The following is a 26299-nucleotide window of genomic DNA, read 5'->3' on the forward strand; positions in this document are numbered from 1 at the left end:
CCCTCCTCCTCCGTCCGGCGGTCAGTCGAAGGTGGGGCTCTCGGTCCGTGAGCGCTTGAGCTCGAAGAACTCGGGGAACTCAGAGAGCAGGATCGCTCCGTCGAAGATCCGCCCCGCCTCTTCGCCGCGCGGGATCCTCGTCAGGACGGGCCCGAAGAAGGCAGTGCCGTTGAAGGCGACCACGGGCGTACCCACCTCGTTGCCGACGCGGTCGATGGCTCCCTGGTGGGAGGCCTCGAGGCGCTCGTCGTAGTCCGCGGTGTGGGCGAAGCGTGCCAGGTCCGCCGGGAGGCCCACCTCGTCGAGGGACTCGCGGATCACCGCGTCGAGGTCGTCGTTCCGGCGCTCATGGATACGGGTGCCCATCGCGTCGTACAGGCGCTTGATGTACTCGTCGCCATGGAGATCGGCCGCCGCAACGATCACGCGGACCGGTCCACGACCGCGTTGCATGTTCGCCTGGTGCTCCTCCGAGGAGTCCCGGCCCTCGTTGAGGATGGACAGGCTCATCACGTGCCAGTCGACGGAGATGTCACGGACCTGTTCCACCTCCCCGATCCAGCGCGAGGTCACCCAGGCGAAGGGGCACCGTGGGTCGAACCAGAAATCGGCCTGCTGGACGGGCGTGGACTCACTCATGCGGTACTCCTTCGATGACGGGCAGGCCCATGGCCTTTTCCGGTCCAACCGGTGCGCGCGGTCCTGTATTCCGCTCCGACCCCCCACGTCGGTTTGTGCGGCGCCCGGTGAGGCGGTGTAATGAAGGGATACGACCAATCGACGATGTTTGGCGCTACCCCTGCGTTGTCATCCGGTTGGGTGAGTCGGCACCGGCCTGACCGGTGCAGTGAGGGACCCAGTTGACGCAGCATGACCGCACCGAGAACCACGACACCTGGCTCGAACGCGAGGAACTCGCTGAGGCCATGATCCCGCTCATCGGGCACCTGTACCGGACCAACAACGTGGTGACGAGCATCCACGGGCGCAGCCTCATCAACAAGTCCACGATGAGCATCCTCAAGGCGCACCGCTTCGCCCGCCGCATCACCACGGAAGAGCTCCGGCTCGAGGACACCGCTCCCCTGCTGCGCATCCTCACCGACCTGGATCTCGGCGCCGCCGCGATCGACATCGGTCGGCTGCGCATGGCCTTCGACCGCTCCGGGGACGGCCGTAGCCTCGAGGACTTCCTGCGCACCGAACTCGCGGACATCGTCGGGCAGGGCGGCCGCGACGAGCGGACCAGCACCGACGTCGTGCTCTACGGCTTCGGGCGGATCGGCCGCCTCGTCGCGCGACTGCTCATCGAGAAGACCGGTGGTGGCCACGGCCTGCGCCTCCGAGCCGTCGTGGTGCGCCGCGGCTCCGACAACGACCTCGCGAAGAGGGCCAGCCTGCTCCGCCGGGACTCCGTGCACGGCTCCTTCGAGGGGACCATCCAGGTGGACGAGGCCTCGAACACCATCACCGCCAATGGGGTCAGGATCCAGGTCATCTACTCGGACGACCCCGCGTCGATCGACTACACCGCGTACGGCATCCAGGACGCCGTGGTGGTCGACAACACGGGTCGCTGGCGCGACGAGGAGGGCCTGTCCCAGCACCTGAAGAGCACCGGCGTGGCCAAGGTCCTCCTCACGGCTCCCGGCAAGGGATCGCTGAAGAACATCGTGCACGGCATCAACCACGGGTCCATCGACCCCGAGGACCGCATCATCACGGCTGCCTCCTGCACCACGAATGCGATCACCCCCGTGCTGAAGGCGGTCAACGACCGCTTCGGTGTGGTGCACGGGCACGTCGAGACGGTGCACTCGTTCACCAACGACCAGAATCTGATCGACAACTTCCACCGTGGGGACCGCCGCGGGCGCTCGGCCGCCCTCAACATGGTCCTGACGGAGACCGGCGCGGCCACGGCGGTCGCCAAGGCGCTGCCCGAGTTCGCCGGCAAGCTCACGGGCAGTTCCATCCGGGTGCCCACCCCTGATGTCTCCATCGCCATCCTGAATCTCACGCTCGAGGAGGGCACCACCAAGGAGGAGGTGAACACCCATCTGCGTGAGATCTCGCTCCACTCCACCATGCGCAAGCAGGTGGACTACATCGACAGTCCGGAGGTGGTCTCCACGGACTTCGTGGGGTCGAGGCGTGCCGGGATCGTGGACGGTCTGGCAACCATCGCCGACGACCGCTTCCTGGTGCTCTACGTCTGGTACGACAACGAGTTCGGCTACAGCTGCCAGGTGGTCCGCGTGCTCGAGGAGATGGCGGCGGTCCACCCACCGTCCTATCCGCTGACCGCGACGGACGCCGCGGTCTCGCCGGTGCGCTGACGGCCGGTTAACCGACAGCCGGTCAGGACGCCCCGCCCCGAGCACCCCGGCCGAGGCTCGCCGACGGCGTGGAACTCGGGTGCACAGGGCAGCACTGCAGAAGGGCCCGGCCTGTCGGCCGGGCCCTTCGGTCAGTTCGAAGATGTGTAGGCGGGAACGCTCCCCGGTTCCCGGTGCCCGATCAGGCGGACTTGGTGCGGCGCTTGGCCACCACTTCATGGGAGATGAGGGTGGGCTCGGCGCGCTTGCCCACGACATCGTCCGTGATCAGGACCGTGGCGACATCCTCCCGGCTCGGCAGGTCGAACATGACCGGCAGGAGCACCTCCTCCATGATGGCCCGGAGCCCGCGGGCCCCTGTGCCGCGCTCGAGTGCCAGATCCGCGATCGCCTCGAGTGCCTTGTGCTCGAAGGAGAGTTCCACGCCGTCGAGCAGGAACATCTTCTGGTACTGCTTGATGAGGGCGTTCTTCGGCTCGGTGAGGATCTGCATGAGCGCCGGCCGGTCGAGCTGCGTGACCGTGGTGATCACCGGCAGGCGCCCGATGAACTCGGGGATCAGACCGAACTTCAGCAGGTCCTCCGGCATGACGTCGCCGTAGCTCACCTCCTCGTTGGTGAGGGAGCTCAGCGGCGCCCCGAAACCGATGCCCTTGCGGCCCGCTCGCGATCCGATGATCTCCTCCAGGCCTGCGAAGGCCCCGGCCACGATGAAGAGCACGTTCGTGGTGTCGATCTGGATGAATTCCTGGTGGGGGTGCTTGCGCCCACCCTGCGGCGGCACAGAAGCGACCGTCCCCTCGAGGATCTTCAGCAGGGCCTGCTGGACGCCCTCACCGGAGACGTCACGCGTGATGGAGGGATTCTCGCTCTTGCGGGAGATCTTGTCGATCTCGTCGATGTAGATGATGCCCTGCTCGGCCTTCTTCACGTCGTAGTCGGCGGCCTGGATCAGCTTCAGGAGGATGTTCTCCACGTCCTCGCCCACATATCCCGCCTCGGTGAGGGCCGTGGCGTCGGCGACGGCGAAGGGGACGTTGAGCCGACGGGCCAGGGTCTGCGCGAGATAGGTCTTGCCACAGCCCGTGGGTCCGATGAGCAGGATGTTGGACTTGGCGATCTCCACGTCCTCGGTGTCGAGGGCGTCAGCGAGCGTCCCTGCGACGCGGGGACCACTGCCGGACTGGATGCGCTTGTAGTGGTTGTACACCGCCACCGCGAGGGAGCGCTTCGCGGGCTCCTGGCCCACCACGTACTCCTGCAGGAAATCGAAGATCTCCCTGGGCTTGGGCAACTCGAAGGTGCCGAGATCGGCCACCTCGGAGAGCTCCTCCTCGATGATCTCGTTGCACAGGTCGATGCACTCGTCGCAGATGTACACGCCTGGGCCGGCGATCAGCTTCCGGACCTGCTTCTGGCTCTTTCCGCAGAAAGAGCACTTGAGCAGATCTGTGCTCTCACCGATGCGAGCCATGTTGGATCCCCTTAGGTATGACGCGTTTGCTGGTTCCACTCTAGGCCACGGCAGCGCGGTAGCCGGTAACGAAATGCCCGTGGTGCCTTGCGGCACCACGGGCATTTGCGGACGGTCGGGCGTAGGCCCGACGGGGGCGGGTGAACCACCGGGCCCCCTTGCCGCTAGGGGGTGTTGATCTTCGGCGGCGTGATCTTGCGCGAGTTCAGAACCTCGTCGACCAGACCGTACTCCACGGCGTCGGCCGCAGTGAGGATCTTGTCACGCTCGATGTCGATGTTCACCTGCTCGGAGGTGCGGCCCGAGTGCAGGGCCAGCGTGTCCTCCAGCCAGGTCCTCATGCGCATGACCTCGTTGGCCTGGATCTCCAGGTCGGAGGCCTGTCCACCCTGTCCTCCGGAGAGAGCGGGCTGGTGGATCAGGACGCGGGCGTTGGGCAGGGCGAGTCGTTTGCCCGGAGCTCCGGCGGCGAGCAGCACCGCTGCGGCGCTCGCTGCCTGGCCGAGGCAGACGGTCTGCACCTCGGGCCGGATGAACTGCATGGTGTCGTAGATGGCCGTCATCGCCGTGAAGGATCCGCCGGGCGAGTTGATGTAGAGCGTGATGTCCCGCTCGGGGTCCGTGGATTCGAGCACCAGCAGCTGGGCCATGACGTCGTCCGCGGACGCGTCGTCGACCTGCGTGCCGAGGAAGATGATGCGGTCCTCGAACAGCTTGGTGTAGGGATCCTGGCGCTTGAAGCCGTAGGGCGTGCGCTCTTCGAACTGGGGAAGGATGTAGCGGCTGGTCGGAAGGTTCTGCGCCTTCGATCCCGCTGCTGCCTGGAACTGGTGGTTCATGGTGTCTCCTGTTGGCCGACTGGTCGTGGGGCTGTGGCTGACTACGCCGTCTGGTCGGTTCCGCCGCCGCCCGAGACCGAGCCCGAATGTGCCGAGATGTGGTCGAAGAAGCCGTAGTCGAGCGCCTCCTGGGCTGTGAACCACTTGTCGCGGTCGTTGTCCTTCAGGATCTTCTCCACCGTCTGACCCGTCTGCTCCGCCGTCAGTTCGGCCATGACCCGCTTCATGTGCAGAATCAGTTCGGCCTGGATCCGGATATCGGTGGCCGTGCCGCCGATGCCGCCCGAGGGCTGGTGCATGAGGATGCGTGCGTGGGGGGTCGCGTAGCGCTTGCCCTTCGTGCCCGACGAGAGCAGGAACTGTCCCATCGAGGCTGCCAGTCCGGTGGCTACGGTGACGACGTCGTTCGGGATGAACTGCATGGTGTCGTAGATCGCCATGCCGGCCGTGACCGAGCCACCCGGGGAGTTGATGTAGAGGAAGATGTCGCGCTCAGGGTCCTCGGCGGACAGCAGGAGCAGTTGCGAGCAAATGGCGTTCGCGTTGTCGTCGCGGACCTCGGAACCGAGCCAGATGATGCGCTCCTTGAGGAGCCTGTTGTAGATGTAATCGTCACGTCCGGCCATTTCGGGGCCGGCCATGCTCGGGGTGCTTGGTTCGGTTGCCATGGGCGTTGACCTTTCATTCTGGCGGATCACACCATCTCGGCGGAGCCGTCCGTTTGTCTCTCCTTGGACACTAACCCGCCACGCCGCGGAAGTACTCCCGCGTCACGGGCTGTTCGCTGACGGCGCACGGTCCATGGACCACCCCGCCGCAGCCACTGGCACGGTACTCGTTCAGCTCCCTGCCGTGCCCAGAGGGGGCCTTAACGAGACGGCGGCGCCGCTGCCCGAAGGCTGCGGCGCCGCCATCATGATGAAGCGGACGGAGGCTACTCCGCGGCCTTCTTCTTGGCGGGCTTCTTCTTGGGCTTCTCGGCGGCAGGCTTCTCGGCGGCCTCTTCCGTCTGCTCCGTGGCGGCGGGCTCCTGGGCAGCTGCCGCGGACTCCTCCGTGGCCTCCTCGGTCTGCTCCGTGGACTCCGCGGTGTCGGCAGCGGTTGCGTCAGCAGTAGCCGTGTCGCCGGCATCCGTGGCGCTTGCTTCCATGTCGTCGGCCTCGTCCGACGCGTCGGCGGCGTCCACGATGCTCGTCGCGTCCTCGTCGTCCTCGCCGCGGACGAACTCGCTGAGGTCGACGGCGGCACCGGTGGTGTCCGTGACGGTTGCGTACTCCAGGACCTTGGCGAGTGCCTTCCGGCGACGCACCTCGCCGACGATCATCTGCACCTGCCCGCTCTGGTCGAGCATCTGCGCGAACTGGTTGGGCTCCATCCCGTACTGGCCGGCCGTGGAGACGATGTAGTCGATCAGCTCGCTCTGGCTGACACCGACCTCTTCCTTCTCCGCGACGGAGTCGAGAATGACCTCGTTCTGGAAGGCACGCTCCGTGTTGGTGCGGATCTCCGCGCGGTGCTCCTCGGTGTCGTGGTCCTCGCCGGCGCTGTGGGCGTTCTCGCCGTTGAAGTGCTGCTCGAGCTGCTCCTCCACCACGCTCTGGGGCACCGGCACCTGGATGAGCTCGACCAGCTTGTCGAGCACCAGGTCGCGGGCCTCGACGCCCTGATCCATGAGCTTCGACTCGGAGGCCTGCTTGGCCAGATCGGCACGCAGCTCGTCCGCCGTGTCGAACTCGGAGGCCAGCTGGGCGAACTCGTCGTCGACCTCGGGGAGCTCGCGCTCCTTCACGGCCTTCACCAGGATCTTCACCTGGGCATCGACGCCGGCGTACTCGCCGCCGGCGAGCTTCGTCTCGAAGACGGCGCTCTCGTCGTCGGAGAGACCGGTGACGGCCTCGTCCATGCCTTCGAGCATCGTGCCGGAGCCGATCTGATAGGACAGGTCCTGGGCAGAGTCGACCTCCTCGCCCTCCACGGACGCGGTCAGGTCGATCGTGAGGAAATCGCCGTCCTTGGCCGGGCGGTCCACGGGGCTGAGCGTGCCGAAGCGGCCACGCAGCTCGTCCATGGCCTTCTCGATGTCCTCGTCGGACGCCTCCACGGGCTGAACAGTGACCTCGATGCCCCTGTACTCCGGGAGATCGATCTCGGGGCGGATGTCGAGCTCGACGGTGAACGCGAGCTGCCCTTCCTTCTTCGCCGGGTCCGGGACCTCGGTGATCTCCACCTCGGGGCGGCTCAACGGGCGGATGCCCATCTCCTGCACCGCGGCCTGGTAGAAACCGTTCAGGCCGTCGTTGACGGCCGTCTCGATGACGTAACCGCGCCCGACGCGCTGGTCGATGAGCTGCTGCGGAACCTTGCCCTTGCGGAATCCTGGAACCTGGACCTGGGTCGCGATGGTCTTGTAGGCCTCGTCGATGTTCGGCTTCAGTTCCTCGAGGGGAACCTCGACGGCCAGCTTCACCCGGGTGGGGGAAAGGGTTTCAACAGCGCTCTTCACAGCGTAGGACTCCTGAAATGATTGGGAATGGTTCTGCAGCGCACGGCATGATCCTCGTCGCGCGGCAGAGTCGGGGTGACAGGAGTTGAACCTGCGACTTCCTGCTCCCAAAGCAGGCGCTCTACCAAGCTGAGCTACACCCCGTCAGTGCGAGTGTTAGTCTACGCATCTTTGCAGGCGCCACGCACATTTGGCGTTAGCAGAACAGCTGTGGTGTAGTTATAGGCGTTCCTGGGCCCCGTGTTCTGCCCACTCGGGGATGTAGCTTAGTGGTAAAGCCTCAGTCTTCCAAACTGATGATGCGGGTTCGATTCCCGTCATCCCCTCTCGACACTCCCCCGCACCCGGTCAGTCCGGCTGGCACTGCGGGCACCAGAACACCGTGCGGGCCGCCATCTCCGAGACGAGGATGGGTGTGCCGCACCTCCGGCACGGCGCGCCCGTTCGTTTGTACACCCAGGTCGGCGCTGCGCGCTTGGGACGCCCGTTGCGGGCTTCCGCCGTCGTGGTCACGATCCGCCCCTCCCGCACGCCGTCCCGCATGAGCCGGACGGTGTCCGCCCAGATGCCGGCAGCCTCGTCCTCTCGAATCTGCTTCCCCGGCCTCCAGGGATTGATGCCCTGGAGGAAGAGGACCTCGGCGCGGTAGATGTTGCCGATCCCGGCAATGACCGCCTGGTTCATCAGCTGGATCCCCACGGGCGTGATGCTCGACATGAGTTTCCGCCCGAAGACCGTTCCGTCCGAGTCAGCCTGCAACGGGTCAGGACCGAGCCTGGAACGGGCTGCCCGCTCCTCGTCCGGGGTGATCACCTCGCAGGCGGTGGGGCCACGGAGATCGGCCCAGCCGTGCTCCGAGACGAGCCGGACCCGCACGGCACCGACGGGCTCAGGCGGACCCGCGTACGTATTGTGCCGGGCGGTCGCCGCGTCGTCGCGGAGCTCCGACTCCCCCACCCTGCGCGGCGCCCCGATGCTGGAGGCCCCCCGGAACGTCGTATCGCCGCCGAAGCTCCACGCCCCGTAGAGGCCGAGGTGCACCCGGAGTACCAGGTCGTTGTCGAACCGGAGGAACATCTGCTTGCCGTGGGCGAGCGCGGAGAGCATGGTGGCGCCGTCGATGCGCGCGGCACCGTCGCTGAAGCGACCCTGCGGGCTGGAGGCGCGGAGGCGTGCGCCTCCGAAGACGGAGGAGAACTGCCGTGCGAGCCGGTGGACCGAATGACCCTCAGGCAACGCTTCCCGTTTCCTCGAAGCGCTTGATCTGGGCGATGCGGCGGCTGTGGCGCTCGGCGCCGCTGAATGCCTCGGCGAGGAAGACCTCGATGATCCTCGTGGCCTCCTCCACCGAGTGCTGACGTCCGCCGACTGCTACGACATTGGCGTCGTTGTGCTGGCGTGCCAGTCGCGCCGTGTCCAGGTTCCACGCCAGTGCCGCCCGCACACCGTGTACCTTGTTCGCCGCGATCTGCTCCCCGTTCCCCGATCCGCCCAGCACGATACCCAGGGCCTCGACACCCGTGTCCTGGTCGGCGACGACCGCCTGCGCGGCGCGGATGCAGAACGAGGGATAGTCGTCCTCCGGATCGTAGGACGCCGGACCGTGGTCGACGACGTCGTACCCGGCCCGGCTGAGATGCGACACCAGGTGGGCGCTCAGTTCCATGCCGGCGTGGTCGGTGGCGAGGTGGACGCGCATTGGGTGACTTCCTTCGGGTCTCGCCGGCATCGCCCGCGGTGGCTGATCGGTGGGTCGGCCGGTGGGACCGGACATTCCCAGCGTAGGCGTCGGGAGTTCGAGGTGCGACCGCAGCATGCACGGTGGCAGAATACGAGACGCCGCGTAAGCCCCATCACACGCGCGGCCCACCCTGCCGACCCTGGAGGCGCTCCTTGCCCGGTTTGAACCTGACGCGCGACGAAGCTCGCACGCGCGCCGCTCTCCTCACTGTCCAGTCCTACGACATCTCGCTCGATCTGACACGCGGCGACCGCGTGTTCGGTTCGCGCACCGTGGTCACCTTCGACGCGGAGCAGGGCGCCTCGACGTTCATCGACGCCGTCACGGACAAGGTGCACCGGGTCGAACTGAACGGGGTACCGCTCGAGCCCCGCGAGGTCAGTGACGGCGTCAGGATCCAGCTGCCGGTGCTGGCCGCGACCAACACCCTCGTTGTGGATGCGGACATGCCGTACATGAATACGGGCGAGGGTCTGCACCGGTTCGTCGACCCCGTGGACGGGGAGGTGTACCTCTACACGCAGTTCGAGGTTCCCGATTCCCGCCGGGTCTTCGCGGTCTTCGAACAGCCCGACCTCAAGGCCACGTTCCGCTTCCTCGTGACCGCCCCCGCCTCGTGGGACGTGATCTCCAACAGCCCCACACCCGAACCGGTCCCGGCCGGTGAGGGCGCCGACGGCGTGGCCGGTGCCACGTGGTCCTTCGAGCCGACGCCGGTTCTCTCCTCCTACGTCACGGCGCTCATCGCCGGGCCGTACCAGAGCGTCCGCAGCGAACTGACGAGTTCGTCGGGCCGCACCATCCCGCTCGGCGTCTTCGCCCGCAAGTCCCTCATGCAGTACCTGGACGCCGAGAACATCTTCGACCTCACCCGCCAGGGCTTCGCGTTCTACGAGGAACAGTTCGGCACGCCGTACCCCTTCGAGAAGTACGACCAGCTGTTCGTCCCCGAGTTCAACGCAGGCGCCATGGAGAATGCCGGTGCGGTCACCTTCGTGGAGACCTACGTCTTCCGCTCGCGGGTCCCGGACGCGACCGTGGAACGCCGTGCCATCACAGTCCTCCACGAGCTGGCCCACATGTGGTTCGGTGATCTCGTCACCATGCGCTGGTGGAACGATCTGTGGCTGAACGAGTCCTTCGCGGAGTACATGTCGACCCTCGCCGCAGCAGAGGCGACCGAGTTCCGGCAGGCGTGGACCACCTTCGCCATCCTCGAGAAGGGGTGGGCCTACCGGCAGGACCAGCTCCCGTCCACCCACCCCATCGTGGCGCGCATCGACGACCTCGATGACGTCCAGGTCAATTTCGACGGCATCACCTACGCCAAGGGCGCGTCGGTGCTGAAGCAGCTGGTCGCCTGGGTGGGCCAGGGGGAGTTCATGGCGGGTGTCCGCGAGTACTTCGTGAAGCACGCCGGGAAGAACACCGAGCTCGTCGATCTGCTGACCGAGCTGGAGGCAGCCAGTGGGCGCGACCTCAGGGCATGGTCGGCGCTCTGGCTCGAGACGGCCGGGGTCAACACGCTGCGCCCCGAGTTCGCGATCGACGAGGACGGAGTGATCACCTCGTTCACGATCCTGCAGAGTGCCATCGACGCCTTCCCGACCCTGCGCCCGCACCGCCTCGCCGTCGGGTTCTACGACCTCGACGACGACGGCGCGCTGGTCCGGGTGCACCGCGTGGAGCTCGACGTCGACGGCGAGCGCACCGAGGTGCCGCAGCTGATCGGCCGACCACGGCCGGCCCTGGTGCTCCTCAACGACGACGACCTCGCCTACGCCAAGATCCGGCTCGACCCCGCCAGTCTGCGCACCTCCGTGCAGCACGTGAAGGACTTCCGGGACTCGCTCCCCCGCACGCTCGTCCTCGCCTCCGCCTGGGATGCGACCCGCGACGGCGAGTCACCGGCGCGGGAGTACCTGGAGCTGGTCCTGCAGAACGTCGGCGCGGAATCCGACTCCTCGGTGGTGCTCGTGCTGCTGCGCCAGCTCGCCTCGACCCTGGCGTTCTACGTGGCCCCGCAGGACCGGGACAGGCTCGGCGACGAGGCGGCGGACCGGCTCCTGGAACTGGCCCTCGCCGCACCCGCGGGCTCCGACGCTCAGCTCCAGCTGATGAAGGCCTTCGCGGGCCATGCGCGCACCCCCGCGCAACTCGGGACGCTCGAGGCGATACTCAGCGGGCAGGATGTTCCTCCGGGGCTGGAGGTGGACCAGGATCTGCGCTGGGAGCTGCTCACCGGCCTCGTCGTCGGTGGTCGCTGCGGCGAGAACGAGATCGCCGCCGAACTGGAGCGGGACGCCACCGCGACGGGACAGCTCGCGGCGGCCGAGGCCCGGGCCGCCGTGCCCACGGCCGCGGCGAAGGAGGCTGCCTGGACAGCCCTCGTCGACTCGGCGGAGCTCCCGAACGCCGTCCAGCGGTCCATGATCTCCGGCTTCACCCGGGTGCACGACCGCTCCCTGCTCGAGCCGTTCGTTGAGCGGTACTTCTCGTCCATCGAGGACGTGTGGTCGTCACGGACCTACGAGATCGCCCAGCAGATCGTCGTCGGCCTCTATCCGTCCCTGCTGACCACGCAGGCGACGCTGGATCGCACGGACTCCTTCATCGCCGGCCTCGGGGAGGACTCCCCGTCGCTGCGCCGCCTCGTCCTGGAGAGCCGCGACGGGGTGGAACGGGCCATGCGGGCGCAGGCCGCCGACCGGTAGGAAGGGTGCGGGAGGACAACCCGGTCCTCCCTCCAGGGCCCCTACTCCCCCGCCGCGCGTACTAGGGTCGCATCATGAGACTCTCGGAACACCACTACGCGGCGCAGCTCAGGTGGACGGGGAATCTGGGGTCCGGGACGTCCGGGTACCGGACCTACAGCCGGGACCACGAGGTGGAGGTGGAGGGCGCCGGAATGCTCCGGGGTACCGCCGATCCGAGCTTCCACGGCTCGCGGGACCGGTGGAATCCGGAACAGCTGCTGCTGGCCGCCCTCGCGCAGTGCCACTTGCTGTCCTACCTGCACGTCGCCGTGACGGCGGGTCTGGTGGTCACGGGCTACCGGGACACGGCCACCGGTACCCTGCGCCTGAACAGGGACGGCAGTGGCGAGTTCACCGGTGTGGTGCTGCGCCCGCAGGTGGAGCTCGCGGATCCGGCACAGGCCCCACTGGCGAACTCCCTGCACGCGGAGGCCAACGCCCTGTGCTTCATCGCGCGATCGGTGAACTTCCCCGTGGACCACGAGCCGGCCGCGACCGGGATCCGCTGACCCGGCCGGGAGCCGGCCCCGCTGTAGCCTTGGGGGACACCCCCGCACCTCCGGCCCGGTCGACGGTGCGCGGAGCCACCCGAGTATCCGGCCGAAAGTGACGCTGATGACCTTCCTCCCCTCTCTCGGCTACGGCGGACGGATCATCGGCGCGCTGATCATCCTGGTCTGCGCCGTGCTGCTGTGGCTGATCGTCCGCGCGCTGATTGCGCGCTCGGTCAAGCGCGTCCGCGACGGGCACAGCGTGTTCAAGAAACCGCGCCTCGCCTGGGCCCAGTCGGCCCTCCGACCGTTCGACAGCGCCCCGCGCGTGCAGCGGGCACAGACGATCGGCGGACTGCTCTCGAGCATCGCTGCCGGGACCATCGCGATCGTGGCCGTCCTCATGGCCCTCGAGACCCTGGGCTTCTCGATCGGGCCAATCCTGGCGAGCGTGGGCATCGTGGGCATCGCGATCGGATTCGGCGCCCGGGAGGTCATCCGCGACGCCTTCCTCGGCTTCTTCATCACCATCGAGGACCAGTACGGCATCGGCGACACCATCGAGGTCGGCGACACCGTCGGCGTCGTCGAATCGCTCGGCCTGCGCATCACGCGGCTGGTGGATGCCGACGGAGCCATCTGGTACGTCCGCAACGGCGACATCACTAAGGTGGGGAACCGATCGCAGGGTACCTATCTGGCACCCTCGCCCGACCTCACCGACCCATCCACGGCCACCACGGAGGACCACGCATGACCACCCAGGATCCGGCAGGAGCCCAGCCGCCCGCGGCCAGGACCGCGCTGCCCGTCGAAGGCCTCACGGCGGCCGGTCGGGACTTCGTCCAGCCCCAGTACACCGACAACTTCTACGCCGCGGTCGGCGGGCACGAGGTCTTCGTGGCGCTCGTGGATGCCTTCTACGACGGCGTGGCCCAGGACGAGGTACTCCGGCCCATGTACCCGGAGGAAGACCTGGGCCCGGCGAAGGAACGCCTGCTGCTGTTCCTCGAGCAGTACTGGGGTGGTCCCAGGACCTACGGCGAGCAGCGCGGCCATCCGAGGCTGCGCATGCGGCACATGCCGTTCCGCGTGGGCCCGACGGCGAGGGACCGCTGGCTGCAGCACATGCGCGCCGCCGTCGACGGCCTCCACCTCGCTCCGCTGCACGAGACGACACTGTGGGACTACCTGGAACGTGCCGCGCACTCGATGGTGAACACCGCAGACTGACACCCGCAGCTCGGCCCCTCCGACTGCAGCTCAGCCCGCGGGCGTCAGAACACCGCGGCGGAGCGGACCAGGACATGCCCGCGGACAGTACTGACCCGTGACCAGCGGCCGTTGCTGTGGACGGTCGCCTCCGTCCCGGCTTCCAGGAAGCCGAGGGTGAAGCCCCCGAACGCAGCCCCGGCGGGAACCCGGCCCGGAACGCCCGATAGCTCGCGCCCCCACACGGCAGTCCTAGCACTGCTCACCAGCGGGGCACCGGCGCGATCGGGCAGCAACCCGGCCACCTCCGCGATGCCGGCCCTGGCCGCGTCCACCAGCGCAGCGCAGGAGACCGCGCCCTCGCGCAGCCAGCCGGAACGTGGTGGCAGCACTCCGGCCCACGGCTCCGTCACGGTGACAGTGGGCACCGGGAAGACCACGTCGTCCTCCGGCATGCGCGCGAGCCTGTCGAGGACCGAGCCGAGCGAGGCCGTGACGTCGACACGCGCATCGTCCTGGAGCGCCATCGTCCGCAGACCGAGCACTGTGGGCACCGCCTCGCCGAGCATGGTGGGGCCGAGAGCGCGGACATAGGCGGCGAGGATCTGCCCTCCGGCCACCAGTCGCATGCCGCCGGCATCGTCGCCCGCGCGAGCACGCGCGGTCAGGGTACGAAAATCACTGACCGTCTCCACATCGGCGAAACGGATCTCGGCGGCACTCACGCATCCTGCCTGGCACGGGCCCGACGGAAGGGCACGGCGGGTCCCAGCCAGGACTCGAGGACTGCACGCTGATCCGCGGAGATCCTCACCGGGCGGCCCGAACTGCGGCTGACCAGCACCAGACTGGTACTCGCGATCGCGCTGGTGACGCTGCCTTCCCCGGCGATCCGGTCCCGCACCGTGTAACCCATCTCGAAGCTGGACGCCCCGACGCCGGTCACCCATACGTCGACGGCGGCCGGGACAACGCTGAAGTTCAGTGGCGCGAGATACTCGATCTCCTGCCGCGCCACGAGGGTGTAATGGTCTGCATGGACGAGCCCCATGAAGGAACCGCTCTCGAGCGGCTCACTCATCAGCAGTACGCGGGCGTCCTCGAGGAACTGCAGGAAGCGCACGTTGTTGACGTGGCCGTAGGAATCCTCGTCGCCGAAACGCAGGGGCATGGGAATGGTGCGTACGAAAGACATGGTCCCATCCTCTCAAACAGCCCTGCCGGCCGACACAGAAGCGCGGCGCACCATCCCGGCCCGCCGTTCCACCCTTCCGTGTTGAGCGTCGCCGGGGGTACGTCTAGTGTCGGTGGAGGCCACGGAGCATCGGTTCCGTCCAACCGTTCCCGAGGAGACCCCGCCCATGGCAGACCACGCGCCGGCAGCAGACCACGACGCTGCCGGAAGGCCACGGAAGGACCCCACCGCCGATCTCCTCGCCCTCCTCGACCTGACCAGCGCCGACGGGGCACAGACCGACGAGGAGATCTTCGTCGGATCATCCTCCCGCCAGCCCGGCCGCCGCGTCTTCGGCGGCCAGGTCCTCGCGCAGTCCCTCGTCGCCGCCATGCGCACGGTCGAGCCCTCCCGTGACGTCCACTCCATGCACGGATACTTCCTGCGCGCGGGCGATGCCGAGAAGCCGATCACCTTCGGGGTGCAGCGGCTCCGCGACGGGCGCTCCTTCTCCGCGCGGCGCACGCACGCCTATCAGAACGGGGTGCCCATCCTGTCGATGATCGCCTCCTTCCAGGAGCCGGACGACGGCATCACCCACCAGGACGCGATGCCGCAGGGTGTCCCCGATCCCGAGAGCCTCCCGACGACGGCGGAACTCCTCGGCGCCTTCGACCACCCGGTGGCACGAGCCTGGGCCTTCGAGCGACCGTTCGACATCCGGCACGTGGACAGTCCGCTCTACACCTCGAACACCGGTTCTCGTGAGCCGCGGAATGCCGTGTGGATGCGCAGCATCGGACCCATGCCGGACGATCCCCGGCTGCACCGCGCAGCCCTCGCCTACGCGAGTGACTACACGCTGCTCGAATCGATCCTGCGCCCCCACGGGTTGAGCTGGATCCAGCCGGGCATGAGCGTCGCGAGCCTCGACCACGCCATGTGGTGGCACCGTCCGGTCCGCGTGGACCAGTGGCTCCTCTACGTCCAGAGCTCACCCAGCGCCTCCGGGGCCCGGGGCCTGGCCGCGGGCCGTATCTACACCCGGGACGGGGAGCTCGTGGCCAGCGTGGCGCAGGAGGGCATGGTCAGGGTTCCGCGGTCCTGAGTGTGCGCTCCCACGGATGGGCCGGAACGTCCCGGAAACCCGGCCAACAGCAGAGGACACGGACCCAGGGCCGTGTCCTCTGCTGTTGGTCGCTGCGCCGACCGGAGTTGTGCTTCTGTCCTAGTCGCGCGTGAGGCGGCGGTGCGTCACACGATGCGGCTTGGCCGCATCGGCGCCGAGCCGCTCCACCTTGTTCTGCTCATAGGCGTCGAAGTTCCCCTCGAACCAGTACCAGTTCGCCGGATTCTCGTCGGTGCCCTCCCAGGACAGGATGTGCGTCGCAACACGGTCCAGGAACCAGCGGTCGTGCGAGACGACGACGGCGCAGCCGGGGAACTCGAGCAGTGCGTTCTCGAGGCTGGACAGCGTCTCCACGTCGAGGTCGTTGGTCGGTTCGTCGAGCAGCAGCAGATTTCCGCCCTGCTTGAGGGTCATGGCCAGATTGAGCCGATTGCGCTCGCCACCGGAGAGCACGCCCGCCTTCTTCTGCTGGTCCGGTCCCTTGAAGCCGAAGGCCGAGACGTAGGCCCTGGAGGGCATCTCGACCTGGCCCACCTGGATGTAATCGTGACCTTCGGACACGACCTCCCACAGCGACTTGTCGGGGTCGATGCCGCCACGGGACTGGTCCACGTAGGAGATCTTCACGGAATCGCCGATGCGCAGCTCCCCGCCGTCGAGGGGTTCGAGCCCCACGATGGTCTTGAACAGCGTGGTCTTGCCCACGCCGTTCGGTCCGATGACGCCCACGATGCCGTTGCGCGGGAGGGAGAAGGACAGCCCGTCGATGAGGACGCGGTCGTCGTAGCCCTTCTGCAGGTTGCGCGCCTCGATGACCTGGCTCCCGAGACGGGGTCCCGGCGGGATCTGGATTTCCTCGAAGTCGAGCTTGCGGGTGCGATCGGCCTCCGCCGCCATCTCCTCGTAGCGGTTCAGGCGCGCCTTCGACTTGGTCTGGCGTCCCTTGGCGTTGGAGCGCACCCACTCGAGTTCCTCGGTGAGGCGGCGTGAGAGCTTCTGGTCCTTCTTGCCCTGGACCTCGAGGCGTGCGCGCTTCTTCTCCAGGTAGGTGGAGTAGTTGCCCTCGTAGGGATACAGGTGGCCGCGGTCCACCTCCGCGATCCACTCGGCCACGTGGTCGAGGAAGTACCGGTCGTGGGTGACGGCGAGGACGGCGCCCGCGTAGGACTTCAGATGCTGCTCCAGCCACAGCACGCTCTCGGCGTCGAGGTGGTTGGTGGGCTCGTCGAGGAGGAGCAGATCGGGCTTCTGCAGCAGCAGCTTGCACAGCGCCACGCGGCGCCGCTCACCACCGGAGAGGATGCTCACATCGGCGTCCGGCGGCGGGCAGCGGAGCGCGTCCATGGCCTGTTCGAGCTGGGAGTCGATGTCCCAGGCGTCGGCGGCGTCGATGGCTTCCTGGAGCTTGCCCATCTCGTCGAGCAGCGTGTCGTAGTCCGCGTCGGGGTTGGCCATCTCCTCGGAGATCTCGTTGAAGCGCTGGATCTTGCCGTAGATCTCGCCGACGCCCTCCTGCACATTGCCGAGGACGGTCTTGTCCTCGTTGAGCGGAGGTTCCTGCAGCAGGATCCCCACCGTGTAACCGGGGCTCAGCCGGGCTTCTCCGTTGGACGGGGTGTCGATGCCCGCCATGATCTTCAGGATGGTGGACTTGCCTGCGCCGTTCGGGCCGACCACGCCGATCTTCGCACCGGGATAGAACGACATGCTGACGTCGTCGAGGATGACTTTGTCGCCAACGGCCTTGCGGGCCTTGGTCATTGTGTAGATAAATTCCGCCATGCACTCAAGGCTAGTGGCTCAGGGCCCTGTTCTCCCATTCACCGCGGGCCCGGACCCGGGCCCGCCAGGGGATCAGAAGGGGACGGACTCCGGTTGCGCGGCGACGGCGCGGTCCTCGCCCCCGCGCTGCCTTTCGTCGGCCTCACGATCACTCGTGCCCTCGTGGTCGGGATCGTGGCGGTCGGGACCGTCCTCGGGCGTGCTGTCCGGATCGAAGACCCCCTCGAAGAGTTCCCCGGTCGCCGGGTCGACGCCATCCGGCACGGCACCGTGCTCCGGGCTGCCGGTCGCGGTGGCATCCGCAGGACCGGCCTGCGGCTCCGACCGGTCGGACGAATTCCTCCTGAAGTTCGCGGTCCCCCACATGAGGTCGTGGCCCGCGGTGTCGGCGTCGATCTCCACAGAGGTCCCGGTGCGGCCGTCGGGGCTGCTCCATGGCCGGATCCGCAGCCGGCCCGTGACGATCACGCGATCGCCCTTCTTGATGCTGGCGCCCGCGTTCGTGGCGAGCTGCCGGAACATGGATACCGAGTACCAGTTGGTGGTCCCGTCCACCCACCCGTTGGCCTCCTTGTCGAAGCGGCGCTCGGTGGAACACATGCGGAAGCCGGAGATGGGCAGTCCGCTGTGCGCGAGGGTCAGGCGCACCTCGGTCGCCACGTAGCCCCGTACGGTGATGATGTCGGTCATGATCTTCCCTTCCCTCGGCGAGGGGCACGGCGCGTGCCGGCCCGTACCAAGCGTCGGTCGGATCGCCCCGGCATGGACCCGGGCTCCGTCCTATGTGGACAACGGATATGCGAAAGGTCCCCCGGACCGCGGAGTCGCGATCCGGGGAACCTTTCTGCTGTGCCCCCGGCAGGATTCGAACCTGCGACCAGAGGATTAGAAGGCCCCTGCTCTATCCCCTGAGCTACGGAGGCAGTCCGCCCAGTTTACTATGGGCGCTCTGTGGGAGGCGTCGGGCGGTCGGCGGGAAGCCCTACGCGTAGGAATCGGTAGCGGTCTCGGCGAAGGTCACGCGGAGTTCGAGTCGGTGCTGGCCGTCCGGGTCCTGGGTGTAGATGGCCCGGCCCGCGATGCCGCTGAGCCCCTCGGTGCCCGAGCCGGGGATGATGTGTCCCGAACTCGCCGCGTCGACGCCCTCGGCCACCCCCCAGTGCTGCACCGTCATGGACCCCTCGCGCTCTCCTACGGTGCCGACGAACTGCTCGGACGCCACATAGCCCGCCCCCACCGCATTGCCCGCCATGAGCAGCTGGGCCGTGCTGGTCCCGCTGATCTCCCCCTCGAAGAACTTGGTGGCCCTGACCCGGGACAGCTCGCCGTTGCTCCCGGCCTCCGAGTAGGCCTCCGCGTCCCACTCCGTGATCTCGAATTCACCGTGATACGTGATCGTTCCTGGTTCGGTCATGTCCCCAGTATCGCCGGTTTGCGCGCATCCCGCACGGCGCGGGGGTCCATGAGGGACGGCACGGGGCGGATGTCAGGGGCTCTCAGTGCAGTTGTCCTGGAGCCAGCGGCGTGTAGCGCTTACGGAACAGAACCTTGGTACTGCGGTCCAGGAAGACGAGATAGAGCGCGAACGCGAGGGCGACGACGGCGGCCACCTGACGTGCCATCATCAGGCTGAACTCGAAGTAGGGGAAGATGTCGAGCTGGTCGGTGATTGCGTAGACCATGAAGAACGCCACCGTGAAATACAGGGACTTCACCTGCCAGTCGTCGCGGATTCCGGTGACGGCGAACAGCGGTATGAGCCAGACCACGTACCAGGACTGGATCATGGGAGCCAGCAGCACGATCGCCGCGAACGCGATCGCCAGTCGGCGCACCAGGTGGCTGTGCTCACCGCGCAGCACCTGGTACGCGATGATGACCAGCGAACCCACCCGGGCGATGGTGTGGAAGACGCTCGCCATGTCCCACCCGGGAAGTCCCACCGCGTTTCCCAGCGTCGCGATCACCAGGCCGATGAAGCCGACGGGCGCGTACCAGATCCACACGCTGCCCGGAGTGCTGAGCGCCCCTACCCAACCGAATCCGAACGTGTTGATCAGCCCCATGATCCACAGGAGCCCCAGGCTCAGTCCGGCGGTCAGGAACCAGTAGAGGAAGCGCCGCGGCCACGACGCTCCCTTTCCTGCCCACAGTAGGCCGACGAACGGCAGGAAGATGAGAGTGATCGGTTTGATGCCCACGGACAGCGTGATCAGGAGGATCCCGAGCACGGGGCGCCCGGTGGCCGCGAGATACAGACCTGCGAGCGCGAGCCCGATCATGAGCGAGTCGTTGTGGATGGCGGCGACGAAGTTGATCAGCAGTAGCGGGTTCGCGGCCGTCAGCCACAGGGCACGCGTGGGATTGACGGCGTGGAGTTCGGCGAGCTTCGGCACCATCCAGACGCACAAAGCGACGCCGATGAGCGCGATGACCCGGAAGAGGATGATCGAGGTGTCCGGGTCGCCGCCGGTCACGCGGACGATCCCCTCCTCGATCCACAGGAACACCGGACCGTACGGGGTGGGGCTCTGCGCCCAGAGGTCATCGGCGCCGATCTGCAGGTAGTTGGAGATCTGGGAGTAGCCGTCAACGTACGGGTTCAGGCCCGCCACCATGACCTGGCCCTGCACGATATAGGCGAACACGTCCCGGCTGAACAGTGGGAGGGCCGCCGCGAGCGGAATGGTCCAGGCGATGATCGCGCGCAGCACATAGGGGCGCGTGTCCTCCGACCAGCCGTTGAGTCGCTGCCCGAGCCGCAGCCAGGACCTGATGAGGAGCATGCCTCCCAGAGCAAGGAGCAGGACCGACAGGAACGCCCCGGGGGGTTCGAAGCGGAGCCAGATGATGATCGGGTTGCGCCTGAGCCCGGCGGAGGCCATCGACAGCCAGCCGACCCCGAGGGAGCCCATCCACATCATCAGCGAGCCGACGAATCCCTGCACGATGGCGATGTTCGGCCGATTCCGCCCCACCGGGGCCTCGACGTCGACGCGCGGGACATGGGCGGGCATAGGGAGGATCCAATCGTCGGCAGGCTCGGGGCGGCACTGGGCGGCCATGTCCGGCAGTGAAGGCCGACATGGAGAGCCTCCGACCGCCGGCGTCTCGCGGTATCGAAGGCAGCATCGCGCACCCGGATCTCCGCGCAGCCTGAGTGAACTGATGGAATATTAGCATCGGAGTCCGGCCCCGACCTGGCGCATGCGACCGGGAGTGGATCGTGGTCGTCGCCGCAGCACCGGGCGGTACATTGGTCGAATGCCGATATCGAATGAACGCATCGTCTGGATCGACTGCGAGATGACGGGCCTGGACCTCGTCCACGATGCGCTGATCGAGGTCGCCGTCGTGGTGACCGACGCCGAACTCACCGTCGTGGGAGAGGGCCTCGACGTCGTGATCAAGCCGCCCGCGGAGGCGCTCGCACAGATGGGTGACTTCGTGCGCGAGATGCACACGTCCTCGGGCCTGCTCGAGGAGCTCGACGGCGGCATGACCATGGAGGAGGCGCAGGACCGGGTGCTCGATCACATCCAGGCCCTCGTCCCCGAGCCCCGCAAGGCGCAGCTCGCCGGGAACTCGATCGGGACGGACCGCAACTTCCTCGCCCGCGACATGCCGCTCGTGATCGACCACCTCCACTACCGCGTGATCGACGTGTCGACCATCAAGGAACTCGCGCGCCGCTGGTACGTCCGCGCCTACTTCCAGTCCCCCGCCAAGACTGGTGGGCACCGCGCACTCGGAGATATCGAGGATTCGATCAGGGAGCTGCGCTACTACCGCTCCGCCGTCTTCGTCCCCGCTCCGGGGCCGGATTCCGCCTCGAGCAAGGCCATCGCGGACTCCCTCGCGCCCTGAGGTGGGCCTGCGGAGGTCCTGAGCACGCGCCGAAGTGTGTAAACTTGTGTCCGCTGCCTTTCGCCGGCAGCCCGGCCGGAGACCTCTCCACCCGGACACCGGCGAAGACACGCGGTGGGTATAGCTCAGTTGGCAGAGCGCCTGGTTGTGGTCCAGGAGGTCGCGGGTTCAAGCCCCGTTACTCACCCTCGGAGGTCAGGAGAACCCCTGACGCCGTATGCCGTCCCGGATCCGTCCGGGACGGCATACGTCTTTCCGGCCCCAGCAGTCCCCAGTCACCACGACGGCGACGCCGGTACGTCGCCCGCCCTCAGCAGCGAAGGACCATTGCCATGGAACGCACAGTGTTCGACGAGGATCACGAACTCTTCCGCGATGTCGCCCGGGAGTTCAACGAGCGTGCCGTCGCCCCGCACTACGCGGACTGGGACCGCCGGCACATGATGGACCGGTCCGTCTGGACCGCCGCCGGGGAGCAGGGCCTGCTCGGTCTCGCCGTCCCCGAGGAGTTCGGTGGGGCAGGGATGCCGGACTACCGCTTCCGCACGGTCCTCGACGAGGAGTTCGCACGGAGCAATCATCTCGCCGTGGGACTGGCCTTCCACCTGCACGACGATCTCGTGCTGCCGCACCTGCTGGCCCACGGCTCGCAGGACCTCAAGGAACGCTGGCTTCCGGGCATGGTCTCCGGGGACATCGTGACCTCCTGCGCCTGGACCGAGCCCGGGGCCGGCAGCGATCTGCGCGGAGTCCGCACCAAGGCGGTGCGCGACGGCGACGACTGGCTCATCACGGGTCAGAAGGTCTTCATCGGCAACGGGATCAGCGGCGACGCCTCACTCGTGCTCGCGCGCACCGACGGAAGTTCCGGGCGCGGGTCCAGCGACGCCTTCTCCCTGTTCATGGTCACCAAGGGTGAGGGCTACATGCCCGGCCGGCAGCTGGACAAGATGGGCCTGCGCGCCTCCGACACCGCCGAGCTGTTCTTCGACAGTGTCCGCGTTCCCGGTGCCGATCTGGTGGGCGAGGTGGGCCAGGGCCTGCGCTACTGCCTCGAGCAGATCCCTCAGGGCAGGCTCGGCATCGCCGTGGCCGCCGCAGCGCTCGCGAGGGCCACGTACGCGCAGACCGTACGCTATGTCACCGACCGGAACGCTTTCGGCGAGCGGGTGCTGGACTTCCAGAACACCCGGCACGTCCTGGCGGACATCCTCACGGAGATCGAGGTCACCGAGACTTTCGTGGACCAATCGGTGCTCGCGTTCAACGCGGGCTCCCTCACCCCGGAGGCTGCGGCGCAGGCGAAACTCTGGGCGAGTGAGCGGGCGAAGTCCATCACGGACCGCTGTCTCCAGTTGCACGGCGGTTACGGCTACATCCTGGAGTACCCGGTCTCCCAGGCGTTCCTCGCCGCGCGCCTGCTGACCATCTTCGGCGGCACGAGCGAGATCATGCGCGAGTCCATCGGACGGTCGATCGCGGACCGCTCCGCGCAGCAGAGGTAGAGCACGTGACAGTCCACCCCATCACCATCACCGGCGAGCCCGTGCTCCACAGGCGCGCCCAGCCCGTCGAGGCCTTCGATGCCGCACTGCGTACCCTCATCGCGGACATGTTCGAGACGATGGACGTGGCCAACGGCGTCGGTCTCGCTGCGCCCCAGATCGGGGTGGGACTGCGTCTCTTCGTGTACGGGATGGAGAACGACGACGGCGTCCCGCCGCGAGGAGTCCTCGTGAACCCGACCATCGTGACCACGAAAGTGCCCGGTTCCGACCCCGATCCCGAGGACGACGCGGAGGGCTGCCTGTCGGTGCCGGGAGAATCCTTTCCCCTCGCCCGCGCCGGGTGGGCGAGGGTCACGGGTTTCGACGGCGACGGCGCACCGGTGGACTTCGAGGCCACGGACTGGTTCGCGCGCTGCATGCAGCACGAGTACGACCACCTGGACGGCAAGCTCTTCGTCGATCGGCTCAACGACCGGTACCTTCGCAAAGCCCGCAGGAGCATTAGGAACAACGCGTGGGGAGTCCCGGGTCTGACGTGGATGCCCGGGGTGGACCCCGACCCGTTCGGCCACTAGGCCGAGCGGGTCAGGTCCTCGCGGGGCTGTCGAGACCGGCGCCCTCCGGGGCCTCCACGAGGTCCTCGAGTCTCCTGGTACCGCGCAGGGGGCCCAGGAGCGCAACGAGGGGCGCCAGGCAGGCGATGACGACGCCGACCAGTATGGCCTCGCGGATACCGATCGTCTCGGCAAGGATGCCCGCGAGGAAGCTCGCCAGCGCAAGCATCCCCCAACTCACCATTCTCGACGCAGCTCCCAGCCGGCCCATCATGTCCGGTGGGCAGACGCGCTGGCGGAAACTCGTGCCAACCACGATGTTCCAGGCCACGGAGGCCCCCATGACGAACAGGCCGGCCACGCCCCAGAGCATCCCCCAGCCCGGTGTCAGGACCAGCAGCGATGCGTACCCCAAGACACCCGGCACCATGGACCAGCGCCACAGCGGCCCGGAGCCGAATCTCTCGCCCATCGCCTGGGCGGTGATGCCACCGACAGCGCCCCCGACCGATGCTGCCGCCAGGAGCATCCCGAGCCAGATCTCCGACTCGTGGAGCGTGCGGAGCACCAGGAGGACCAGCAGGGAGGCCGCGATGTTGCCTCCGAAATTCCACAGTGCGGCGTTGAACAGGAGCGCGCGGAGAGGAGCCGTGCTGAACGTATAGCGGAGACCATCGAGCATCTCCCGCCAGATGTGCTGCTCACTGCGTGGCCGGATCACCTCCTTCACGTCCAGACGCCCTACGGCCGCGAGGGAGACGACCGACGTCGCCAACTGCAGGATCAGCGTGTTGGACGCCCCTGCCAGGCTGGTCAGCCATCCCGCGGCGGAGCGGCCGGCAGCGTCGGCCGCGGCGCCGGAGCCTGTGATCAGGCCGTTGCCCTCCATGAGTTCGTCCGGGGTCACCGCCTGCTGCACCAGGGCTGCGTCCGCCAGCTGGAAGAAGGCCGAGGCCACCCCGGCGGTGAAGGCTGCCGCGAAGAGCAGGGGCGTACTGAGGAAGCCCAGCCAGTAGCCCACCGGCAGGAGGGCGAGAACGAGTACTCGCACCGTGAGTGCCGTGAGCATCACCGGCCGGCGGGGCAGTCGGTCCACCCAGACCCCGATGAGCAGACCGAACAGCAGCCAGGGCAGGAAGGTCATGCCGGCGAGGGCGGCGACGGCGAAGTTGCTTGCCTCGAGTTCCACTGCAGCGATCACCGGCAGCGCCACTGCAGCGATCGCGTTGCCCAGCACGCCGGATGTGCTCGAGACCAGCAGGGCCCGGAAATTACTGTTGCGCCTGAACAGCGTCTTCTTTTCGGTGCCCCCAGCAATCATCGAATCAACCTAACGGAAGGAGCAGTGGATACCGGAGCGGATCCGGGAGAACTGCGGGACAACTTCGACGGCTCTTGACGATCGGATTCCTCCCGCAGATAATCGGGCCGCCGGAGCACTCGTGCTGTCGCCGAAGGGTCTCGGCACTCCCCGATGGCTCGTGACCGTGTACGCGGCGAACGCGGCCCGTGGCGAACGGGCCAGCCCCAGTGGCCCCAGCAGCAGACCGGCCCGTTCCTACCGTCGCGCTTGCGTATGAGACCCACGACGGTCCTCACAGCGTAGGCATCCGCTCGGCCCCGATGGCGGCACGACGCGCCGTGGAGCGGCCTGAAAGACGTGGGATGGGCCGACCGATACGCCGGGTTCTGTCATCGCACGTCGTTGCCGTCGTGCGAGTAGCGGCCATCCATCTACGGACGCCGTTGCCGACGCCCTCCAGCGGCCTACCCGTGCACTCGGGCGGGCAGCCCTCGATCGCGCACTGTCTGGCCTTGCTCCGGGTGGGGTTTACCGAGCCACGCCGGTCACCCGGCATGCTGGTGGTCTCTTACACCGCCGTTTCACCCTTACCCGTCACGGCGCCTCGGCTCCCCGACGGGCGGTCTCTTCTCTGTGGCACTGGCCTGCGGGTTACCCCGAGTGGGCGTTACCCACCACCCTGCCCTGCGGAGCCCGGACGTTCCTCGGTGGATCCGGTGCGTCTCGCACCCGTCCAACGCGGCCGCCTGGTCGACCCATCCATCGTCCATTCTAGGGGGCTCACGGGCCGTGACCACCCAGCCCGTGGAAGCCCGCCCGGTTGGGTAGGGTTGACCGGTGCTGATCCTGCTTCCTCCCTCCGAAGGCAAGTCCCCCGCCCGTACCGGCCACCCGTTCGAGTGGGAGGAGCTCCTGTTCCCCGAACTGAACCCGGCGCGGCGGGCCGTCCTCAGCGGCCTGCAGCGGGTCAGCGCCGCCTCCGACGCCCATGCGATCCTCGGCGTAGGAGCGTCACTCGCCCGGGACGTGCAACAGAATCTCCTGCTCGACGCTGCGCCCGCGGCAGCCGCCCACGGCATCTATTCCGGTGTCCTCTACGAGGCGCTCGATTACGCGGGGATGACGCCTGTCCAGAAGCGCAGAGCCCGCGAGCAGTGCGTCGTCTTCTCGGGTTTGTGGGGAGCCATCGGCTTCGGTGACCGGATCCCGGCGTACCGCCTGTCCATGGCCGTCGATCTTCCCGGCACCGGGCGCCTAGCGACCTACTGGAAGCAGCACCTCACCGCCCCGCTCACGCGGCTCGCCGGCCACGGGCTCGTCGTCGACTGCCGCTCCAGCACCTACGCCGCAGCGTGGGCCCCACCGCCGCAGCAGAGCGCCGCGGTCAACGTCTTCCAGCTCCGTGAGGGCAGGCGCACCGTCGTCTCGCACTTCGCCAAACACACCCGCGGCGAACTCGCGCGCCATCTGCTGACGAGGCGCGGAACTCCTCCGGCCGACCCGGAAGCCCTGCTTCGGGCCGCTCAGGAGAAATGGACCGCCGAGCTGGTGCCGGCAGGCGCCCGGAAACCGGCGCAGCTGAACCTCCTGCTCGACTGACCTCCCTCCTCGACCGACCTCCCACGGA

The 26299-nt window shown here is 67.7% G+C and carries 24 protein-coding genes, 4 tRNA genes and 1 other RNA gene; 12 read left to right on the forward strand and 17 right to left on the reverse strand.

What is annotated here, in order from left to right:
- Nucleotides 1-21 precede the first annotated feature (21 nt).
- A complete protein-coding gene (locus FQ377_RS05695) occupies nt 22-639 on the reverse strand; it encodes a mycothiol-dependent nitroreductase Rv2466c family protein (protein ID WP_148600284.1) in 618 nt (205 codons plus the stop codon).
- Between the two features lie 221 nt (nt 640-860).
- Between FQ377_RS05695 and FQ377_RS05700 the strand changes: the two genes are divergently transcribed.
- A complete protein-coding gene (locus FQ377_RS05700; RefSeq protein WP_148600285.1) occupies nt 861-2339 on the forward strand; it encodes a glyceraldehyde-3-phosphate dehydrogenase in 1479 nt (492 codons plus the stop codon).
- A gap of 181 nt (nt 2340-2520) precedes the next feature.
- On the opposite strand, the gene clpX is transcribed toward FQ377_RS05700, so the two are convergent.
- The 5 genes from clpX to FQ377_RS05725 all read right to left on the reverse strand — a co-directional run bounded on the left by clpX (nt 2521) and on the right by FQ377_RS05725 (nt 7299).
- Complete coding sequence (clpX, locus tag FQ377_RS05705) at nt 2521-3813, reverse strand: ATP-dependent Clp protease ATP-binding subunit ClpX (RefSeq protein ID WP_148600286.1); 1293 nt, start codon at nt 3811-3813, stop codon at nt 2521-2523.
- A 164-nt stretch (nt 3814-3977) separates the two neighbouring features.
- Nucleotides 3978-4652: an ATP-dependent Clp protease proteolytic subunit gene (locus tag FQ377_RS05710; RefSeq protein ID WP_148600287.1), complete on the reverse strand. Its 675-nt coding sequence runs from the start codon at nt 4650-4652 to the stop codon at nt 3978-3980.
- 41 nt (nt 4653-4693) lie between these two features.
- Nucleotides 4694-5320 carry an ATP-dependent Clp protease proteolytic subunit gene (locus tag FQ377_RS05715; RefSeq protein WP_395858468.1) on the reverse strand — a complete coding sequence of 209 codons (627 nt, stop codon included), beginning with the start codon at nt 5318-5320 and terminating at the stop codon, nt 4694-4696.
- A 266-nt stretch (nt 5321-5586) separates the two neighbouring features.
- Nucleotides 5587-7155: a trigger factor gene (gene tig, locus FQ377_RS05720; protein WP_187393264.1), complete on the reverse strand. Its 1569-nt coding sequence runs from the start codon at nt 7153-7155 to the stop codon at nt 5587-5589.
- 70 nt (nt 7156-7225) lie between these two features.
- Nucleotides 7226-7299: transfer RNA gene (locus tag FQ377_RS05725), tRNA-Pro, on the reverse strand.
- 111 nt (nt 7300-7410) lie between these two features.
- On the opposite strand from FQ377_RS05725, the gene FQ377_RS05730 reads away from it, so the two are divergent.
- Nucleotides 7411-7481 (forward strand) — tRNA-Gly (locus FQ377_RS05730).
- Between the two features lie 22 nt (nt 7482-7503).
- On the opposite strand, the gene FQ377_RS05735 is transcribed toward FQ377_RS05730, so the two are convergent.
- Both FQ377_RS05735 and FQ377_RS05740 read right to left on the reverse strand, forming a co-directional pair.
- Nucleotides 7504-8391 (reverse strand): Fpg/Nei family DNA glycosylase, encoded by an 888-nt coding sequence (locus FQ377_RS05735; RefSeq protein ID WP_148600288.1) that lies wholly within the window; start codon nt 8389-8391, stop codon nt 7504-7506.
- Nucleotides 8384-8854 (reverse strand): ribose-5-phosphate isomerase, encoded by a 471-nt coding sequence (locus FQ377_RS05740; protein WP_148600289.1) that lies wholly within the window; start codon nt 8852-8854, stop codon nt 8384-8386. Before FQ377_RS05740 ends, FQ377_RS05735 begins: the two co-directional genes overlap by 8 nt.
- 194 nt (nt 8855-9048) lie before the next feature.
- Between FQ377_RS05740 and pepN the strand changes: the two genes are divergently transcribed.
- The 4 genes from pepN (at nt 9049) to FQ377_RS05760 (ending at nt 13376) form a co-directional block, all read left to right on the forward strand.
- Entirely contained in the window at nt 9049-11610 is a 2562-nt protein-coding gene (gene pepN, locus FQ377_RS05745) for an aminopeptidase N (RefSeq protein ID WP_262364301.1), read from the forward strand.
- Nucleotides 11611-11684: 74 nt separating this feature from the next.
- Nucleotides 11685-12161 carry an OsmC family protein gene (locus tag FQ377_RS05750; protein ID WP_148600290.1) on the forward strand — a complete coding sequence of 159 codons (477 nt, stop codon included), beginning with the start codon at nt 11685-11687 and terminating at the stop codon, nt 12159-12161.
- A 106-nt stretch (nt 12162-12267) separates the two neighbouring features.
- Complete coding sequence (locus FQ377_RS05755) at nt 12268-12900, forward strand: mechanosensitive ion channel family protein (protein WP_148600291.1); 633 nt, start codon at nt 12268-12270, stop codon at nt 12898-12900.
- Nucleotides 12897-13376, forward strand: coding sequence for a globin (locus tag FQ377_RS05760; protein WP_148600292.1), 480 nt, complete (start codon nt 12897-12899; stop codon nt 13374-13376). The genes FQ377_RS05755 and FQ377_RS05760 overlap by 4 nt, the downstream gene beginning before the upstream one ends.
- Before the next feature lie 44 nt (nt 13377-13420).
- Here the strand turns inward: FQ377_RS05760 and FQ377_RS05765 are convergent, their stop codons facing one another.
- On the reverse strand, nt 13421-14080 hold the full coding sequence (locus tag FQ377_RS05765; RefSeq protein ID WP_148600293.1) for a DUF8185 domain-containing protein: 660 nt from the start codon (nt 14078-14080) through the stop codon (nt 13421-13423).
- Nucleotides 14077-14550: an acyl-CoA thioesterase gene (locus FQ377_RS05770; RefSeq protein ID WP_148600294.1), complete on the reverse strand. Its 474-nt coding sequence runs from the start codon at nt 14548-14550 to the stop codon at nt 14077-14079. The genes FQ377_RS05765 and FQ377_RS05770 overlap by 4 nt, the downstream gene beginning before the upstream one ends.
- A gap of 166 nt (nt 14551-14716) precedes the next feature.
- Between FQ377_RS05770 and tesB the strand changes: the two genes are divergently transcribed.
- Nucleotides 14717-15637 (forward strand): acyl-CoA thioesterase II, encoded by a 921-nt coding sequence (gene tesB / locus FQ377_RS05775; protein WP_148600295.1) that lies wholly within the window; start codon nt 14717-14719, stop codon nt 15635-15637.
- Between the two features lie 120 nt (nt 15638-15757).
- Here the strand turns inward: tesB and ettA are convergent, their stop codons facing one another.
- The 5 genes from ettA to mptB all read right to left on the reverse strand — a co-directional run bounded on the left by ettA (nt 15758) and on the right by mptB (nt 20457).
- Nucleotides 15758-17440: an energy-dependent translational throttle protein EttA gene (gene ettA / locus FQ377_RS05780; protein ID WP_148600296.1), complete on the reverse strand. Its 1683-nt coding sequence runs from the start codon at nt 17438-17440 to the stop codon at nt 15758-15760.
- 72 nt (nt 17441-17512) lie between these two features.
- Complete coding sequence (locus FQ377_RS05785; protein WP_148600297.1) at nt 17513-18130, reverse strand: single-stranded DNA-binding protein; 618 nt, start codon at nt 18128-18130, stop codon at nt 17513-17515.
- A gap of 160 nt (nt 18131-18290) precedes the next feature.
- A tRNA-Arg gene (locus FQ377_RS05790) sits at nt 18291-18363 on the reverse strand.
- A 59-nt stretch (nt 18364-18422) separates the two neighbouring features.
- Nucleotides 18423-18854, reverse strand: coding sequence for a DUF3224 domain-containing protein (locus FQ377_RS05795; RefSeq protein WP_148600298.1), 432 nt, complete (start codon nt 18852-18854; stop codon nt 18423-18425).
- Nucleotides 18855-18936: 82 nt separating this feature from the next.
- Entirely contained in the window at nt 18937-20457 is a 1521-nt protein-coding gene (gene mptB / locus FQ377_RS05800; RefSeq protein ID WP_187393265.1) for a polyprenol phosphomannose-dependent alpha 1,6 mannosyltransferase MptB, read from the reverse strand.
- A gap of 247 nt (nt 20458-20704) precedes the next feature.
- Between mptB and orn the strand changes: the two genes are divergently transcribed.
- The 4 genes from orn to def all read left to right on the forward strand — a co-directional run bounded on the left by orn (nt 20705) and on the right by def (nt 23390).
- The gene (gene orn, locus FQ377_RS05805) at nt 20705-21307 is read left to right on the forward strand and encodes an oligoribonuclease (protein ID WP_148600299.1); all 603 of its coding nucleotides are present in this window, start codon (nt 20705-20707) and stop codon (nt 21305-21307) included.
- A gap of 114 nt (nt 21308-21421) precedes the next feature.
- Nucleotides 21422-21494 (forward strand) — tRNA-His (locus FQ377_RS05810).
- Between the two features lie 145 nt (nt 21495-21639).
- Nucleotides 21640-22812 carry an acyl-CoA dehydrogenase family protein gene (locus tag FQ377_RS05815; protein ID WP_148600300.1) on the forward strand — a complete coding sequence of 391 codons (1173 nt, stop codon included), beginning with the start codon at nt 21640-21642 and terminating at the stop codon, nt 22810-22812.
- A gap of 5 nt (nt 22813-22817) precedes the next feature.
- A complete protein-coding gene (def, locus tag FQ377_RS05820; protein WP_148600301.1) occupies nt 22818-23390 on the forward strand; it encodes a peptide deformylase in 573 nt (190 codons plus the stop codon).
- Between the two features lie 10 nt (nt 23391-23400).
- Here def and FQ377_RS05825 read toward each other — a convergent pair whose 3' ends face one another.
- Both FQ377_RS05825 and rnpB read right to left on the reverse strand, forming a co-directional pair.
- On the reverse strand, nt 23401-24690 hold the full coding sequence (locus FQ377_RS05825) for an MFS transporter (protein WP_148600302.1): 1290 nt from the start codon (nt 24688-24690) through the stop codon (nt 23401-23403).
- A 341-nt stretch (nt 24691-25031) separates the two neighbouring features.
- An RNA gene (rnpB, locus tag FQ377_RS05830) (RNase P RNA component class A) lies at nt 25032-25430 on the reverse strand.
- A gap of 79 nt (nt 25431-25509) precedes the next feature.
- On the opposite strand from rnpB, the gene FQ377_RS05835 reads away from it, so the two are divergent.
- A complete protein-coding gene (locus FQ377_RS05835; RefSeq protein ID WP_148600303.1) occupies nt 25510-26271 on the forward strand; it encodes a YaaA family protein in 762 nt (253 codons plus the stop codon).
- The last annotated feature ends 28 nt before the right edge of the window (nt 26272-26299 follow it).

Origin of the sequence: Arthrobacter echini (genome assembly GCF_008107445.1) — a bacterium.
Classification (GTDB): Bacteria; Actinomycetota; Actinomycetes; order Actinomycetales; family Micrococcaceae; genus Arthrobacter_D; species Arthrobacter_D echini_A.